Source organism: Tenacibaculum aquaeponti (assembly GCF_057221555.1).
This window is the reverse complement of sequence record NZ_CM170147.1, coordinates 1,894,797-1,909,675: the sequence shown is the minus strand read 5'-3', so window position 1 is coordinate 1,909,675 and position 14,879 is coordinate 1,894,797. Positions and strand designations below refer to the sequence as shown.

At 30.9% G+C, this 14,879-nt stretch carries 12 protein-coding genes and 1 pseudogene; 8 read left to right on the top strand and 5 right to left on the bottom strand.

The window, feature by feature from the left end; all coding sequences use genetic code 11:
- Positions 1-58: 58 nt before the first annotated feature.
- Positions 59-2,674 carry an alanine--tRNA ligase gene (gene alaS, locus AC2TEO_RS08405; protein WP_442267675.1) on the bottom strand — a complete coding sequence of 872 codons (2,616 nt, stop codon included), beginning with the start codon at positions 2,672-2,674 and terminating at the stop codon, positions 59-61.
- 131 nt (positions 2,675-2,805) lie between these two features.
- Between alaS and AC2TEO_RS08400 the strand changes: the two genes are divergently transcribed.
- The 8 genes and pseudogenes from AC2TEO_RS08400 to AC2TEO_RS08365 all read left to right on the top strand — a co-directional run.
- Positions 2,806-3,774 carry a M23 family metallopeptidase gene (locus AC2TEO_RS08400; RefSeq protein WP_442267674.1) on the top strand — a complete coding sequence of 323 codons (969 nt, stop codon included), beginning with the start codon at positions 2,806-2,808 and terminating at the stop codon, positions 3,772-3,774.
- Positions 3,775-3,792: 18 nt separating this feature from the next.
- The gene (locus AC2TEO_RS08395; RefSeq protein ID WP_442267673.1) at positions 3,793-4,860 is read left to right on the top strand and encodes a CapA family protein; all 1,068 of its coding nucleotides are present in this window, start codon (positions 3,793-3,795) and stop codon (positions 4,858-4,860) included.
- Position 4,861: 1 nt separating this feature from the next.
- The gene (locus AC2TEO_RS08390; RefSeq protein WP_299678954.1) at positions 4,862-5,194 is read left to right on the top strand and encodes a MerR family transcriptional regulator; all 333 of its coding nucleotides are present in this window, start codon (positions 4,862-4,864) and stop codon (positions 5,192-5,194) included.
- A gap of 15 nt (positions 5,195-5,209) precedes the next feature.
- On the top strand, positions 5,210-5,818 hold the full coding sequence (locus tag AC2TEO_RS08385; protein WP_442267672.1) for a LemA family protein: 609 nt from the start codon (positions 5,210-5,212) through the stop codon (positions 5,816-5,818).
- Positions 5,819-6,256 carry a TPM domain-containing protein gene (locus tag AC2TEO_RS08380; protein ID WP_442267671.1) on the top strand — a complete coding sequence of 146 codons (438 nt, stop codon included), beginning with the start codon at positions 5,819-5,821 and terminating at the stop codon, positions 6,254-6,256.
- Positions 6,257-7,105 (top strand): TPM domain-containing protein, encoded by an 849-nt coding sequence (locus AC2TEO_RS08375; RefSeq protein ID WP_442267670.1) that lies wholly within the window; start codon positions 6,257-6,259, stop codon positions 7,103-7,105. It abuts the gene before it with no gap.
- An 88-nt stretch (positions 7,106-7,193) separates the two neighbouring features.
- Positions 7,194-8,060, top strand: coding sequence for a YjiK family protein (locus AC2TEO_RS08370; RefSeq protein WP_442267669.1), 867 nt, complete (start codon positions 7,194-7,196; stop codon positions 8,058-8,060).
- Positions 8,061-8,138: 78 nt separating this feature from the next.
- A pseudogene (locus tag AC2TEO_RS08365) lies at positions 8,139-8,312 on the top strand (DUF2237 family protein); the annotation flags it as partial.
- 189 nt (positions 8,313-8,501) lie between these two features.
- Here the strand turns inward: AC2TEO_RS08365 and AC2TEO_RS08360 are convergent.
- From AC2TEO_RS08360 to AC2TEO_RS08345, 4 genes are all read right to left on the bottom strand, one after another.
- Positions 8,502-10,016 carry a hypothetical protein gene (locus tag AC2TEO_RS08360; RefSeq protein ID WP_442267668.1) on the bottom strand — a complete coding sequence of 505 codons (1,515 nt, stop codon included), beginning with the start codon at positions 10,014-10,016 and terminating at the stop codon, positions 8,502-8,504.
- Between the two features lie 72 nt (positions 10,017-10,088).
- Positions 10,089-10,457, bottom strand: coding sequence for a DUF423 domain-containing protein (locus AC2TEO_RS08355; RefSeq protein WP_299680752.1), 369 nt, complete (start codon positions 10,455-10,457; stop codon positions 10,089-10,091).
- A 3-nt stretch (positions 10,458-10,460) separates the two neighbouring features.
- The gene (locus AC2TEO_RS08350; protein ID WP_442267667.1) at positions 10,461-14,108 is read right to left on the bottom strand and encodes a metallophosphoesterase; all 3,648 of its coding nucleotides are present in this window, start codon (positions 14,106-14,108) and stop codon (positions 10,461-10,463) included.
- Between the two features lie 137 nt (positions 14,109-14,245).
- A complete protein-coding gene (locus tag AC2TEO_RS08345; protein WP_442267666.1) occupies positions 14,246-14,851 on the bottom strand; it encodes a MarR family winged helix-turn-helix transcriptional regulator in 606 nt (201 codons plus the stop codon).
- Between the last annotated feature and the right edge of the window lie 28 nt (positions 14,852-14,879).

The window sequence follows — 14,879 nt, the reverse complement described above, 5'->3', positions numbered from 1 at the left end:
TATACTGAACTTATCTTAGAATCTTAAATGAGTTCTCAGATTGATTTTCAATTTTATATTATGCGATGTAATCCTTAGCGCGCTCTAATGCTTTAGGAATTCCACCAGGATTTTTACCTCCAGCCGTAGCAAAGAAATTTTGTCCACCACCACCTCCGTGGATTAATTTTCCTAATTCTCTAACTACTTTACCTGCATCGTAACCTTTTTCGTTAGCTAAATCTTTAGAAATATAACACGTTAACATTGCTTTTTCTTTGGTTGGAGCAGTAGCAAATAAGACAAATAAATTGTCAATTTCACCACCTAACTCGAATAGTAAGTTTTTAATACTAGTAGGGTCTAAATCTACTTTCGTAGCTAAGAAGTTCACACCATTAACTTCAGTGATTTGATTTTTTAAATCACCTTTCATGTTCTTAGCTTTATCTTTTAATAACTGTTCTATTTGCTTTTTTAAAGCAGCATTTTCATCCTGTAAAGAAGTAACAGCTTTAGTTAAATCTTTAGGATTTTTCAACACATCTTTTACAGCATTAAATTTATCTTCAACGTCTTCGAAATATTCTCCAACAGCCATATTTGTAATTGCTTCAATACGACGAATACCAGCAGCTACAGCACCTTCAGATTTAATTTTGAAATACCAAACATCACCAGTTTGCTGAACGTGTGTTCCTCCACATAATTCCATCGACTGGCCAAACTTAATCGCTCGTACACTATCGCCATATTTTTCTCCAAATAAAGCAATAGCGCCTTCGTCGATTGCTTGTTGCATTGGAATGTTGCGTTTTTCTTCCAACGGAAGATTTTCACGAATTCGAGCATTTACAAATTCTTCAATTTCTTTTAATTGATCGCTATCAACTTTAGAAAAATGAGAAAAATCGAAACGTAAATGTTTAGGACTAACTAAAGACCCTTTTTGTTCTACATGTGTTCCTAATATTGAACGTAAAGCTTGGTGTAATAAATGCGTAGCTGTGTGATTACTTGCAGATAATCTTCTGTATTCTTCATTTACAACAGCTTTAAACGATTCGTTTAAGTGTTTTGGTAAGCTTTTAGCATAATGAATAATTACATTATTTTCTTTTTTTGTGTCTAAAATGTAAATAACATCGCCATGAGCATCTTCTAAGAAACCTTTATCACCAACCTGTCCTCCTCCTTCAGGATAAAAAGGAGTCATGTTAAAAACTAACTGATATTGATCACCATCTTTCTTAGTAGTTACTTTTCTGTAACGAGTTAACTTTACATCTACACTTAAAGTATCGTAACCTACAAATTCTTCAACTTCATCTTCAACTAAAGTAATCCAATCTCCAGTTTCACTAGCCGAAGCAGCGCGTGAACGGTCTTTTTGTTCTTGCATGCTTTGCTTGAATTCCTTTTCATTAATCTCATATCCCTTTTCACGAGCGATTAACTGAGTTAAATCTAAAGGAAAACCATAAGTGTCATATAATTCAAAAGCTTTTTTACCTGAAACAATTTTGCTATCTGTAGACTCAATAACTTTATCTAATAATAACAAACCTTGGTCTAATGTGCGTAAAAATGATTGCTCTTCCTCTTTAATTACATTGTGAACTAGTGTGTCTTGTTTTTTAATCTCTGGAAATGCTTCACCCATTTGATGAGCTAAAGTTTCAGATAGTTTGTAAATGAATGGTTCTTTCTGATTTAAAAATGTAAATCCGTATCGAATGGCACGTCTTAAAATTCTACGAATTACATAGCCAGCTCCATTATTACTTGGTAATTGTCCATCTGCAATAGCGAAAGAGACTGCTCTTACATGATCTGCAATTACACGAATAGCAACATCAATTTTTTCATCATTTCCATACTTTACACCTGTAATGGTTTCAATTTCTCTAATTAATGGAGTAAATACATCAGTATCATAATTCGATTGAACTCCTTGTAAAACCATACATAAACGCTCAAATCCCATTCCTGTATCAATATGTTTAGCTGGTAATTCTTCTAAAGATTTATCAGCCTTTCTATTGTATTGCATGAAAACTAGGTTCCATATTTCAACTACTTGAGGATGGTCTTCATTTACTAAAGATTTGCCATCTATTTTAGCTTTTTCTTCAGCAGAACGAATATCAACGTGAATTTCAGAACAAGGTCCACAAGGTCCTTGATCACCCATTTCCCAGAAGTTATCTTTTTTATTCCCCTTTAAAATACGATCTTCAGAAATAAATTCTTTCCATAAATCGAATGCTTCCTGATCCATTTTTGTTCCATCACCTTCATCACCTTCAAATACAGTAACGTATAAAATATCTTTAGGAATTTTGTAAACTTCAGTTAATAATTCCCAAGCCCAAGCAATGGCTTCTTTTTTAAAGTAATCACCGAAACTCCAGTTTCCTAACATTTCAAACATGGTATGATGATATGTATCGTAACCAACTTCTTCTAAATCGTTGTGTTTACCAGAAACACGAAGACATTTTTGAGAATCTGAAACACGTGGGTTTTTAGGTGTGTTATTTCCCAAGAAAAATTCCTTAAATGGGGCCATCCCAGAGTTAGTAAACATAAGGGTTGGATCATTTTTCAATACCATTGGGGCAGAAGGCACGATTTCGTGTTGTTTAGATTTAAAAAATTCTAAAAACTTACTTCTAATTTCTTGAGATTTCATGGGTTATTTCGTTAAAATAATTCTAATTAAAGAAAGGAAATCGTTGAGTTTTGAAACATTTTATAACTTTGCATGTCTAATCAACTAAATAAGTTCCTTTCAAAGGACACAAAAGTACTACATTTGGTCATATGGCAAAAGTAAAATATTATTACGATCCAGAAACGCTATCGTACCAGCAAATTGAATTACGAAAGCGAGATAAGTTCAAGAATAGTATTATTATACTATTAGGTGTTGGACTTACCATGTTTCTTGGGTTTACGGTTTTAAGTCAGTTTATTGAATCGCCAAAACAAAAAGCACAAAAGAGAGAATTAGAAAATTCTAAACTTCACATTGAGTTATTAGGAAAACGTATTGAAGAGGTTACAGAAGTTTTAGGAGATTTACAAGAACGAGACAATTATATCTATAGATCATATTTCGAAGCAAACCCGATTCCTGATGAACAACGAAAGGCAGGTTTTGGTGGTGTAAATCGTTATAAGAATTTAGAGGGTTTTAATAACAGTGAAATGATTATCGATGTGACCAAGCGTTTAGATGTGTTGTCTAAACAAATAGTGGTACAATCGAAATCATTAGATGAAATTGTAGCTTTAGCAAAAGCTAAGGAGAAGATGTTAGCATCTATTCCTGCAATTCAACCTTTAAAAGCTGAAGATTTAACACGAATGGCTTCAGGTTATGGAATGCGAATGCATCCAATTTTAAAGATTCGTAAAATGCATAAAGGAATGGATTTTACTGCGCCTAAAGGAACACCAATTTATGCTTCAGGAAACGGAACAGTTTCTAGAGCAGATAGAAGTGCAACTTTTGGAAAAGTAGTATACATCGAGCATGGTTATGGTTATAAAACTGTTTATGCACACATGAGTAAAATTGGAGTAAAAAAAGGTCAAACTGTTAAACGTGGAGATATTATAGGTTATGTAGGAAATACAGGAAGATCTGTATCTGCACATTTACATTATGAAGTTCATCGGAATGGTGTAGCTGTAAACCCGATTTACTATTATTATGGAGATTTAACTCCTGAAGAATTTTTGGCAATGCAAAAGGCTTCAGAAGATGAAGGCCAATCGTTTGATTAAAAAAGTGACCCCAAAATTATGAAAAAAACAATTAGAAAGATATTAGTATCTGCTAGTATTGTAACGTTATCTGGAATCTCATACGCACAGCAAGCAGATTCAACTCAAGTAAAAACAAAGGAAATTACATTTATGGCAGTGGGAGATATGATGTTAGGAACAACGTTTCCTAATGCTTCATATTTACCACCAAAAGGAACCTATCCTTTTAAAGATGTACAAAATGTATTTGAAAACGCTGATGTTTTATTTGGAAATTTAGAAGGAACATTAACAGATACAGGTAAAAACGCAAAACGATGTAAAGATCCATCTAAATGTTATTCATTCAAAAGTCCGGAATCTTTTGGGAAGCATTTTGAAAAAGCAGGTTTTGATGTTGTAAGTATTGCAAATAATCATATTGGAGATTTTGGTGGTTTAGGAATTAAAAATACTTTAAAAACTCTTGATGATTCAGGAATTGCAAGTGCAGGAGTTTTATCTAAACCAACTACTGTTTTTGAAAAAGATGGTATTAAATATGGTTTAATTGCTTTTGCTCCTAATAAAGATTGTTTGAAGTTAAACTTTGTTACTAAAGGAACTCAAATGGTAAAGAATTTAGCTAAAAAAGTTGATATCGTTATTGTTTCTTTCCACGGAGGAGCTGAAGGTACAAAGCATAAAAATGTGCCTAGAAAAACAGAATATTTCTACGGAGAAAATAGAGGGAATGTGTATTCATTTGCACACAAAATGATTGATGCTGGAGCGGGAATTGTACTAGGTCATGGTCCACACGTACCAAGAGCAATTGAAGTTTACAAAGGGAAGTTTATTGCTTACAGTATGGGGAATTTTGCTACATATAAGCGTTTTAGTATGAGTGGATCTAAAGCATATTCTCCAATTTTTGAATTGAAGTTAAAAGAAAACGGCGATTTTATTGAAGGGAAAATTCATTCAGCAATTCAAACAAAAACAAGATATCCTTTTTTAGATTCACAAGAACGTGCATTTAACGAAATAAAAAAGTTGACTTTACAAGATTTTCCAGAAAATAAAATTAAGTTTGGTGAATCAGGAAAAATAGAATTAAAATAACATGCATGTCGATCTCCCCAAAAAAAGATATTACAAAATTGGCGAAGTAGCCAAAGCATTTGAAGTAAACGCATCTTTAATTCGTTTTTGGGAAGGTGAGTTTGATATTATCAAGCCTAAAAAAAATGCTAAAGGAAATCGACTTTTTACTCCTGAAGATATAGAGAATTTTAAGTTGATTTATAACTTAGTAAAAGAACGAGGTTTTACACTTGATGGAGCAAAACAAAAACTAAAGCAAAATCCAACTAAAATTGTTCAAAATCAGGAGATCATCAGTAGATTAGAAGCTGTAAAAGCGGAGTTAATAAAAATCAAAAATCAAATAGAATAACAAAAAATCGAAATTATGAAAAAATGGATAGTGCCTTTATTGGTAATCGGAGTAATAGGGTTTTATTTTTATAGTGCAGCTGTACGTTTTAATAACGTAGCAGTAGAATATCAAGAAAATGCAAAAACTAAATGGTCAAACGTTGAGAGTTCATATCAAAGAAGAAACGATTTAATAGGTAATCTTGTAAAAACAGTGCAAGGTGCTGCTGATTTTGAAAAAAGTACGTTGACTGATGTGATTAATGCAAGAGCAAAAGCAACTTCTGTAAATATTAATGCAGGAGATTTAACACCAGATAAAATGGCACAATTTCAACAAGCCCAATCCGGTTTAACAGGAGCATTATCTAAATTATTAGTTTCTGTTGAACGTTATCCAGAGTTAAAAGCAAATCGTAATTTCTTAGAATTGCAAAGTCAATTAGAAGGTACAGAGAACAGAATTAATGTAGCAAGAGATCGTTTTAATGAAAATGTGAATGTTTATAATAAACATATCAAAAAATTTCCAGGTTCGTTATTTGCTAGTAAATTTGGTTTTGAAGAGATGGCACGTTACAAAGCAGATCCAGGTTCTGAAAAAGCGCCAGATGTTAATTTCGATTTTGGAAATAAAAAGTAAATGTCTCAAGTAGAAGATTTTCTTTCTCAAAAAGAAGAACAAGAAATCGTCGAAGCTATTCGACAAGCAGAATTAAATACTTCTGGTGAAATTCGAGTGCATATTGAAGCTACTACAGAGCTATCGCATTACGATCGAGCATTAGAAGTATTTAAAATGCTTAACATGGATCAAACAAAAGCCGAAAATGCGGTTTTAATCTATGTAGCAGTTGTAGATCATAAATTTGTGATTTACGGCGACAAAGGTATAAATGCTGTAGTACCAGATAATTTTTGGGAAACAACAAGAGATGTTATACAAAACAATTTTAAGAACGGTAATTTTAAACAAGGTTTAGTTCAAGGAGTTTTAAAAGCTGGTGAAGAATTAAAGGCTCATTTTCCTTGGGACGAAGATGATATAGATGAGTTACCAAATGAAGTATCTAAAGGCTAAATGAAAAAGATTTTCTTCACGTTAGTATTTCTTTGTATTGGAGTTCAGTTGAGTTTTGCTCAATTTGATATTCCTAAGAAACCAAAGTTTCAAACAAGTGTTTACGATTACTACATAAAAAAAATAGATAATAAAGAACAAAAAGGTTTACTAACCTTAAGTGAAAATAAGGCTTTAGAAAACAAATTGGTTCGTTATTCAGACACTACCTCTACGCAAATTGTTGTTGCTATTATAAATACTACAAAAGGAGAAGAAATTGGTTATTTAGCAACGAATTGGGCTCATGAATGGGGAATTGGACAGAAAGATAAAGACAATGGAATCTTTGTGCTTTTGGCTAAAGATGACCGTAAAATTACCATTAGAACAGGCTACGGAACAGAACATTTACTCACCGATTTTACTTCTCGTCAAATTATTGAGCGTGATATTTTACCATATTTTAAAAAAGGACAGTATTATGCAGGTTTAAATCAAGGTGTAGAGTCTATTTTTAAAGTAATGAAAGGCGAGTATAAAGGAACTCGTAAAAGAAGAACTAAAGGGACAGATCCGGGTATTTTTATTTTCATTTTTTTTATCGTTATTTTTATACTATTAATATCGAGAGGAAATCGTGGAAATAGAGGAGGAAGATATAGAAATTCAGATTCTCGTGATCTTTTCGAAACCATTATTTTAAGTAATGCTGGTAGAGGCGGAGGTTCATCTCGAAGAAGTGGTGGCTTTGGTGGTTTTGGAGGTTCATCAGGAGGCTTCGGCGGTGGTGGATTTGGAGGCGGAGGCTTCGGTGGAGGTTTCGGCGGTGGCGGTTTTGGTGGTGGTGGAGCCACAGGAGATTGGTAGTTATTAATTGAAAATAAAGATATCGTTTATTATTATAAAATTGTTAAAGCTCTTAATTTTAGGGAGCTTTTTTAGTTATCTTTAGTTTATGAAAAAAAGCTATTATCTAGTCTTATTATTTTTAAGTTTTGGTTGTTCAAACCATGGTCAATTAAAAAAAATAGCAAGATTACCTAAGTTGTTAGATGAAGTTTCTGGAATAGAAAAAATACATGGTAAAAACTTATTTTGGATGCATAATGATGGTGGTAACAAAAATGAAATTTATCTGGTTAATTCTTCAGGTAAAATAGAAAGAACTGTTATTATTAATGCAAAAAATAACGATTGGGAAGATATTACTTCAGATGAAAAAGGAAATCTGTATTTAGCTGATTTTGGAAACAATCAAAATATAAGACAAGATTTAACTATTCTGAAAATTAACTTTGAAGAAGTAATGAATAAGAAATCTGTTGAAGTTGAAAAAATACAATTTGAATATCCTGAACAAACCAAATTTCCACCTAAAAAGAAAAAGCGTTTTTTCGATGCAGAAAGTATACTTTTCTACAAAGATAGTTTGTACATTTTTACAAAAAGTAGAGTGAAAAAAGATTATGGAAAAACGAGTTTATATAAAATACCAGCAAGTAAGGGTAAATACCAGGCAAAATTACTTAGTAGTTTTGAAAATTGCTCTAAAATGAAATGTTGGATAACATCTTCAAGTATTTCTAATGACGGAAAACAAGTTGCTTTATTAACGTCTCATACAGTTTTGTTATTTTATGATTTTGAAGGCGATAATTTTCTGAAAGGTAAATTAAAAGAAATTGATCTTGGTTTTGAGTCTCAAAAAGAAGCTATCGATTTTAATGATGATGATACAAAATTATTTATCACCGATGAAAGATCTCACGGAAAAGGAGGAAAATTATATGAGTTTGATCTTTCCAGAAAAATAAATCACTAAAGAGAATTTAAGGAATTAAATGTTTTAGGAAAACCACTACAAAGTTGTTGTGATAATCCGGCTACGGGTTATTTTAGAGATGGTTTATGTAGAACTGCAGCTCACGATTATGAAACACATGTAGTTTGTGTAGTAGTAACACAAGAATTTCTTAAGTTTACTAAAAGAAGAGGAAATGATTTATCTACTTCAATACCACATTGGAAATTTCCAGATTTAAAACCAGGTTTTAAATTATGTTTGTGTATTTAAAGGTGGTTATAAGCAGAACAATATGGAAAAGCTCCGAAAATTATTTTAGAAGCTACACATCAAAAACTTTACAGTACACAACTTTAGAAAAGTTGAAAGTTTATGAATTTGTAATTTCTTAGTCTAAAATTACTTTTATTTAGTGTCAATAAATAATAGAAGAGATTATAGCTTTATAAGCTATAATATTTAATTCTTCATTTTATATAAATTGAAAGGAATACCAACTCTAATTCTAGCCACAAAGTTTTTGTAAGCATTTTTATCATATCTAGCATTGTCAAAACCAATATCAATACCAAAAGTAAGTCCTGTTTTATTGTCTTTTGGTTTTCTAAATACAGGACCAAACAAAAGCGAGTAATTATCTTGGTAAAATGAATTTGCAGGAGTTTTAATCTTGAATCTGTGTGCTAAAGATAAGTTTAAACCAAATACTTTTTTTTCTCCAAAAAAGTATGCTCCATAAAGGTTAAAAGCTCCGTATTGTAATGTTTTATCTATGTTGTCAAAACTTCCTAGAACTTGCTCATCTTCATCTTTTATTATAAACAAATCATCTGTGTTAACTTCAGCAATTTCGGCAGTTCCATTAATCAAGTTGCTATTTAAAAATGAACCAGAATTAAATTGTAAACCTGCTTTTGTATAAAGAGCAGAATAACGTTTGTTTAAAGTCCAATTTAAGTTTAAAGAAACAACAGTGTTTAATCTATTGATACCTGTTTTCTTTACTTCTAAAGCATTAAAGTCTGCTAAAACAGTTTCATTGATATTCGCCGCTTTTTCAGAAAAATTAAAAGAGTTATTATTCAAACGAACATTAGCATCTAACCACCAGAAATTATAACCTGTACTTTTTATGTTTTTTTTATCATAAACATAAGCAGTTTCTTTAATTAATTCACTTAAAGCTCTATTTCCCTCTTTTTTTTGAGACCAAAGTAAATCTATAAGTTTGTTAATACTGTTATAGTTCTTCTTGTTTTGTGTTGAGTCAGTGTAATCTTTAAAATCTAAATTAGTGATTTCTCTGTTGCCTTTATACTTTTCAATAGCTTTAAAAATCTTTTCTAGGTTTTTTAAATCTTTAAAATAACGTTTTAAGATACTGTCGTTTTTTCCTTTTTTTAATGCATTTAGATATAATTCTAGTTTATTCTTATAGTCATTCTTCTTAATAGAAGTTATTCTTTTAGTGATACTATCTCTAATAAAAATTTTTCTAAGAACTTTATTATGGTTTAGTTTGTTTTTACCTTCATTAGTTAAGCCAGAGGCTTTAAATTTCCAGATGAGACCTAAATTTCCACCGACATTACTTTGCCATTCACCTCTAGAGTACAAGTTGAAAAAAGAACCACTACCATTAGCATTAATTCCGGCTTTTAGAAAAAATTGATGTTTACTTTCTCCCCATAAATGAAAATTAGTATTTACAGAAACTCTAGTTTTCTCGTCGTTTAAAGAAACTCCAAAAGCAGAAGCATTATCAACTAAATCTGAATTATTGAAAATAACATAGTTAAAAGCGTTGGTTAACCTTTCGTTTAAAAGTTTACTTTGAATAATAGTTTTGCCATGATGCGCACCTTTATAATTTGAAGTTATAGAGTCTAAGCGCTTATTAAATATTTCTCTTTTAGATTGAGAATATGTAGCGATATAAGATAAAAAAAGAACTAATGTTATAAAGGCTTTCATTGACTTTTATTTTGGTTGGGATAAAAATAAAGCCTTAAAGTGACGAATTTTATACCTATTTGTAGGTAGATTTTAGAGAATAGATACACCTAATAACAACCAACCAGCAGCTAAACAAAGTCCGCCTAATGGAGTAATAGGACCTAAAAATTTCATTTTCTTTCCAAAAGCATCAGACAATACTAAACCATAAATACTGAAAGAAAATAATAGTACACCAATAGTAAATAAAAGTAAACTATTGGCGTATTTTTCATTGAACTGCAATCCTAATGTGAGTAATACAATTGCGTGATACATTTGATATTTTACTCCAGTTTCAAAACTAGTGAGTTGATCTGTAGTTAATTTTTTCTTTAAAAAATGTGCTCCAAAAGCTCCTAAAATGATAGCTAAAAAACCAAAAGTAGCAGCAATAATAATTGTGATTTCCTGAGTCATGTTTTAAAAGTTAAATCCTAAACTAAATGTAAAACGGCTACCATCATCTCCGTTAAATAAAGCTAAGTTAGCGGTAAACATATCCAATCCACTTAACCAGAAAGAACCTCCGTAGCTAGAGTTCCAAGTATTCGATTGTGCAGCAAAAGGACTCCAAACTTTACCATAATCAAAACCACCAGTAACTCCAACTCTCATTGGAATAAAAGCTTTAAAACTACCTAAACGCAAACGTAAATCATTGGTGTGATAAAAACTCTCAGTTCCTGTAAAACGCTGATTGTTGTATCCTCTTAAGTTTCTATTTCCACCGATACTTGCTGCGTGATATATTTCGAATCTATTTTTAAAATTTAAATGACTACCAACTTCAGTAGCATAAACTAAACTTCTATTTGGAACTAAATTCTGATAAATAGCAAGTGAAGTTTTTAAATATCCGAAATATCTATTTGTGTTATTTGTGTTCATTTTAGCTCCCATCGTAACATCAAAGTTCATTCCTTTCGTAGGGAAACTATTATTATCAACTCTATTGTGATTAAAGTTCACTTCACCTCCAGCAAAATAATTTCTGTCAAAAATATTAGTAGCGCTATTAGGAGAGTTTGTAATATTTCTATTTGGAGTATTTTCTACTTTAATAGCTTCAAAAGTACCTGTAACTTTAAAAGTACTTCCCCAATTAAATCTTCTGATTAAAGAAGGAAGCAATAAGAATTCTTCTCGTTTAACTCTATAAAAGTCTAAATCTCTACTTTGATCAAAATTTGTTTCATTCCCGTAACCAAAGAAGTTAAAAGAATAATTACTACTTGTAGCACGTGCTTTTAATTCTAAACTCCAATTTCCAATAAATTCTGTAAACTCACCGGTATAATTAATATCGAAACCATTAGTACTTGAGTAATAATTTGCTGTTAAATTGTGTTGGTTATCAAATGGTCTTTTCTTAAAACCATAACGAGTATGCGTAACATTTACTCCAAAGAAGAAACCATCATCTGGGTTGGCACCTAAACTAGGAAAAACAAGTGTTGTGTTATTTTCAATATCTCTATGATTATATGTGTTTTTGAAGTAGTTATCTTCTCTTAAATCGTCAACTTCTTTTCCATTTACTGTATTTTTTTTAGAAATATAATCGTAAACTTTTGTCATTTTACTATTACCTTCAACAGAAGAGTTATCTTCGTAAAGATCGTTGTTATGTCCTCCAATTAAACGTAATAAAATTCCTTCTTGAACATCACCAGAAATAAAGAATTGATCTTTTCCATTTAATCCATAAAGTTGAATTTCTTCAGTTTCACTAGTTTTAAAAATTCTACTAAAAAATTTATTTTGTTTTCTTAAGATTTCAACACTAGTTTCATTGTTGTTTAAACGTTTAATAATGAAAATATCATCTTTATCTGTACCAACTATTTGGACTTTCTTAGCTTGTTTTGCATAATATTTTCTTGCGAAAGATTCTAATTTATCTCTTCTAGATTTAATTTTAGCAATTAATTCTTCTCCATCAATGTCGTATACATTCTTAGGGAATTGCTTTATTGAGTTTTCAATAACTTCATCAGTTAAGTTACGTTGAATATATTTTACCTCTTTTAACCAATCTTCTAAAGTTAATTGATTTAAGAATTCTGCATCAAAGAAACGAGGATAGTTGTTATACCACTTCATATCTTTAATATCGTAATCCATAGTTTGCATGTTCTTAATTAACGGAGTGTTTAATTTTAAAAGCGGAATTAAAACTCCATCAAATCTAGAAAACGGTTGATCACGATCTCTAGGAATTGGTCTGTAGTAGGTTTTATCATCTTCTGTTTTAAATGAAGCAAAACGCCATTGATCTTCATGACGATCCCAATCTCCAATTACCATATCGAACAATCTAGAACGGACTGTAAAGCTTTGATCAATGGTATGTTTTCCGTTTTTTCTGATTTTCTCTAGTACATCATAGGTACTAATAATCTTTTTAGAGTTACCAAACGAAGCAACATCTTCACGATTTCCAGCGGGTCTTTCCTCTAATAAATATAAACCACCACCAAAAACATCGTTATACATTCCTAAAGCAGGTTGTTTAGGCATGTAATATAATTTAGGGTTTGTATGATAAATACCAGCAGCTTCAGCCATATCAGGAATTACAAAAGCAGCATATGGATGCGACATCGTAAAAATATCTTGAACAACATCTACTAAAAAAGTACCTTTTAAAACACCTCCCATAATTCTACTTCCATCTTTATACATTGATCGAAGCACATATTGTTTTCCTTCAGCATTTTCTAGTCGTAAGGAATTTGTTTGGTTTCCACCACCACGACGAATTGGTTTTAAACCTCCAAAAACGTTATCCAATTCTAAAACGGGAACAGTAATTTCTTTACCATATTTTTCACGGTTTAAATCTCCCCACATGAATTTATGAAAACTAGAAACATCTACTGCATCTTTACTATATAAAGTAGTTGTAATTTCTTTTTTATGTTGTTCAAATTCAGAAAAATCAAAATTTGTTTCTCTTTGGATAGGAGCTATAATTTGTTTACTGAATAATAATTTGTTCTTATCCTCATCATTTGCAGAGTAATACTCAACGATTGCAGAACCATCATCATAGAAATTTAATTTAGCATAACCATAATTACCATAAGTGAATTCGGCACCATAACCAACTAAAGCAGGAGATTTTTTAGATCCAGCTCCACTTACAATTTGTTTAAAACCGTTGTTTTCTATGTATTGTAAGTTATGTTCGTGTCCTCCAACAAAAACAATGTTATTTTTAAAGTCGTTAGCAATAGTTTCTATTTGACGAACAAAATCGCTATACTGTTTATGAAAGTTATCAGTTTGAATACCTGCATGAGAACGTAACATATTTTTAAATGTTCCTAAAATAGGAGCCGGACTCATATGATCTTTTACAGAAAAACTTCCTCCATGCGGACCATTAGAATACATTGGATGATGCATAGCTACTACCACGTTTTTGTACCTATTCTTTTTAAATAAACTCCATAATTCTTCAATAAAACGTTCTCTAGTTTTTATGTCACAATTGTCATTTATTTTAGGCTCTTCATCCCAATTCATGATAAACCATTTACTGTCAATAGTAATTAGAGTTAAATTCTCATTAATATCAACCTTATCTAATCCACAACCGTTTTCAGGTAAAAATGAATCATTACCTAATGCTTTTTCAACTAGTTTTTCTTGTCTTTTTAATCCATCTACACCATTATACCAATCGTGATTACCAGGTATAAAAATACTTCTCCCTTTATTTTTTTTTGCAACTGCTGTTTGAATCTCTAAACGATATTTAGAAAGTTTATAATCTTGATGTTTTTTAGGATAAATTCCAACTGGATATACATTATCTCCTAAGAACAATGCAGTACTATTCTCTGTTGCATTTATAAGTTCTTTTTCAAAGAAGTTTAAAGAAGTAAGTTGATCACCTTCTTTCGCTACATTGCCTGCGTCACCAATTAAATAGAAAGTATAATTAGGTTTTTTAGTTGTTGTTTGTTGAGGTGTGTAGTTTTTAGAACTATACTGAGCTTTATAACTAGCACATCCATAAATACACACAGAAATTATAGCTAAAAGAAAGAATTTCTTCATAGTAGTTGAGTTAATCTAAACAAAAATACAAATTAGTTTACAGATGCTTAAAGTGAAGTCATATATGTATTTTTCATCTAAAAACAATAGTGAATATTGTGTTGATGAGAAGATGAAAATATATATAATTCAAATTATTATTTTTTTGCTTCAAAATCGGGACAATCAAGTCTGATTTCTGTAGTTAGTAGTTGCGTATTTAATAAATTACAAAAATGAGAGGTACCGCTTTTTTGATAGAACTTGCATCCGTAACAAGTTCTTTGTACTGAAAGAATTCCGTTTTTGTTTAGTTTATGAATTAAAGTACTTAAACTTTCAAATAAACTTTCTTTTTCTTGTTGTTCGAAATTATCTATTTGATTTTTTAATGGATTTGAAAACCCTTGAGTTTCATTTACAATCTCTTTTCCTTTTTCTGATAAAATAATCGTATAACTTCTATTATCTGAAGAAGAGTAATCTTTAATAATTAGTTCTTTTTTATGCAATACACGAATGGCATCACTTATGGTAGGTTTGGTAACATTAAATTCTTTGGCAAGATGACTTACATTACATAAATCTCGCCTATGAAAAGTAATGAAAATTAGAATTTGTATTTGAATGGGACTTAAACCTATAAGTTTTGCTTTTTCCCAAAGCAGCTTTTTAAAAACTTCAGAAACACGTTCTAAACCAGCAACTATTTTGCTAGAAATATCTTTTTCTTGTTGTTCTGGGTTAAAAGTACTTTCGTTCATAAAAAAAGCCTGTCTGAATTTAGTAGAC

What these genes read in the sequence shown, in the direction of transcription:
- AC2TEO_RS08355 (WP_299680752.1), bottom strand. Translation starts at nt 10,457, where the DNA reads ATGACTCAGGAAATCACAATTATTATTGCTGCTACTTTTGGTTTTTTA.
- AC2TEO_RS08395 (WP_442267673.1), top strand. Translation starts at nt 3,793, where the DNA reads ATGAAAAAAACAATTAGAAAGATATTAGTATCTGCTAGTATTGTAACG.
- AC2TEO_RS08345 (WP_442267666.1), bottom strand. Translation starts at nt 14,851, where the DNA reads ATGAACGAAAGTACTTTTAACCCAGAACAACAAGAAAAAGATATTTCT.
- AC2TEO_RS08380 (WP_442267671.1), top strand. Translation starts at nt 5,819, where the DNA reads ATGTCTCAAGTAGAAGATTTTCTTTCTCAAAAAGAAGAACAAGAAATC.
- AC2TEO_RS08370 (WP_442267669.1), top strand. Translation starts at nt 7,194, where the DNA reads ATGAAAAAAAGCTATTATCTAGTCTTATTATTTTTAAGTTTTGGTTGT.
- AC2TEO_RS08375 (WP_442267670.1), top strand. Translation starts at nt 6,257, where the DNA reads ATGAAAAAGATTTTCTTCACGTTAGTATTTCTTTGTATTGGAGTTCAG.
- AC2TEO_RS08385 (WP_442267672.1), top strand. Translation starts at nt 5,210, where the DNA reads ATGAAAAAATGGATAGTGCCTTTATTGGTAATCGGAGTAATAGGGTTT.
- alaS (WP_442267675.1), bottom strand. Translation starts at nt 2,674, where the DNA reads ATGAAATCTCAAGAAATTAGAAGTAAGTTTTTAGAATTTTTTAAATCT.
- AC2TEO_RS08360 (WP_442267668.1), bottom strand. Translation starts at nt 10,016, where the DNA reads ATGAAAGCCTTTATAACATTAGTTCTTTTTTTATCTTATATCGCTACA.
- AC2TEO_RS08350 (WP_442267667.1), bottom strand. Translation starts at nt 14,108, where the DNA reads ATGAAGAAATTCTTTCTTTTAGCTATAATTTCTGTGTGTATTTATGGA.
- AC2TEO_RS08400 (WP_442267674.1), top strand. Translation starts at nt 2,806, where the DNA reads ATGGCAAAAGTAAAATATTATTACGATCCAGAAACGCTATCGTACCAG.
- AC2TEO_RS08390 (WP_299678954.1), top strand. Translation starts at nt 4,862, where the DNA reads ATGCATGTCGATCTCCCCAAAAAAAGATATTACAAAATTGGCGAAGTA.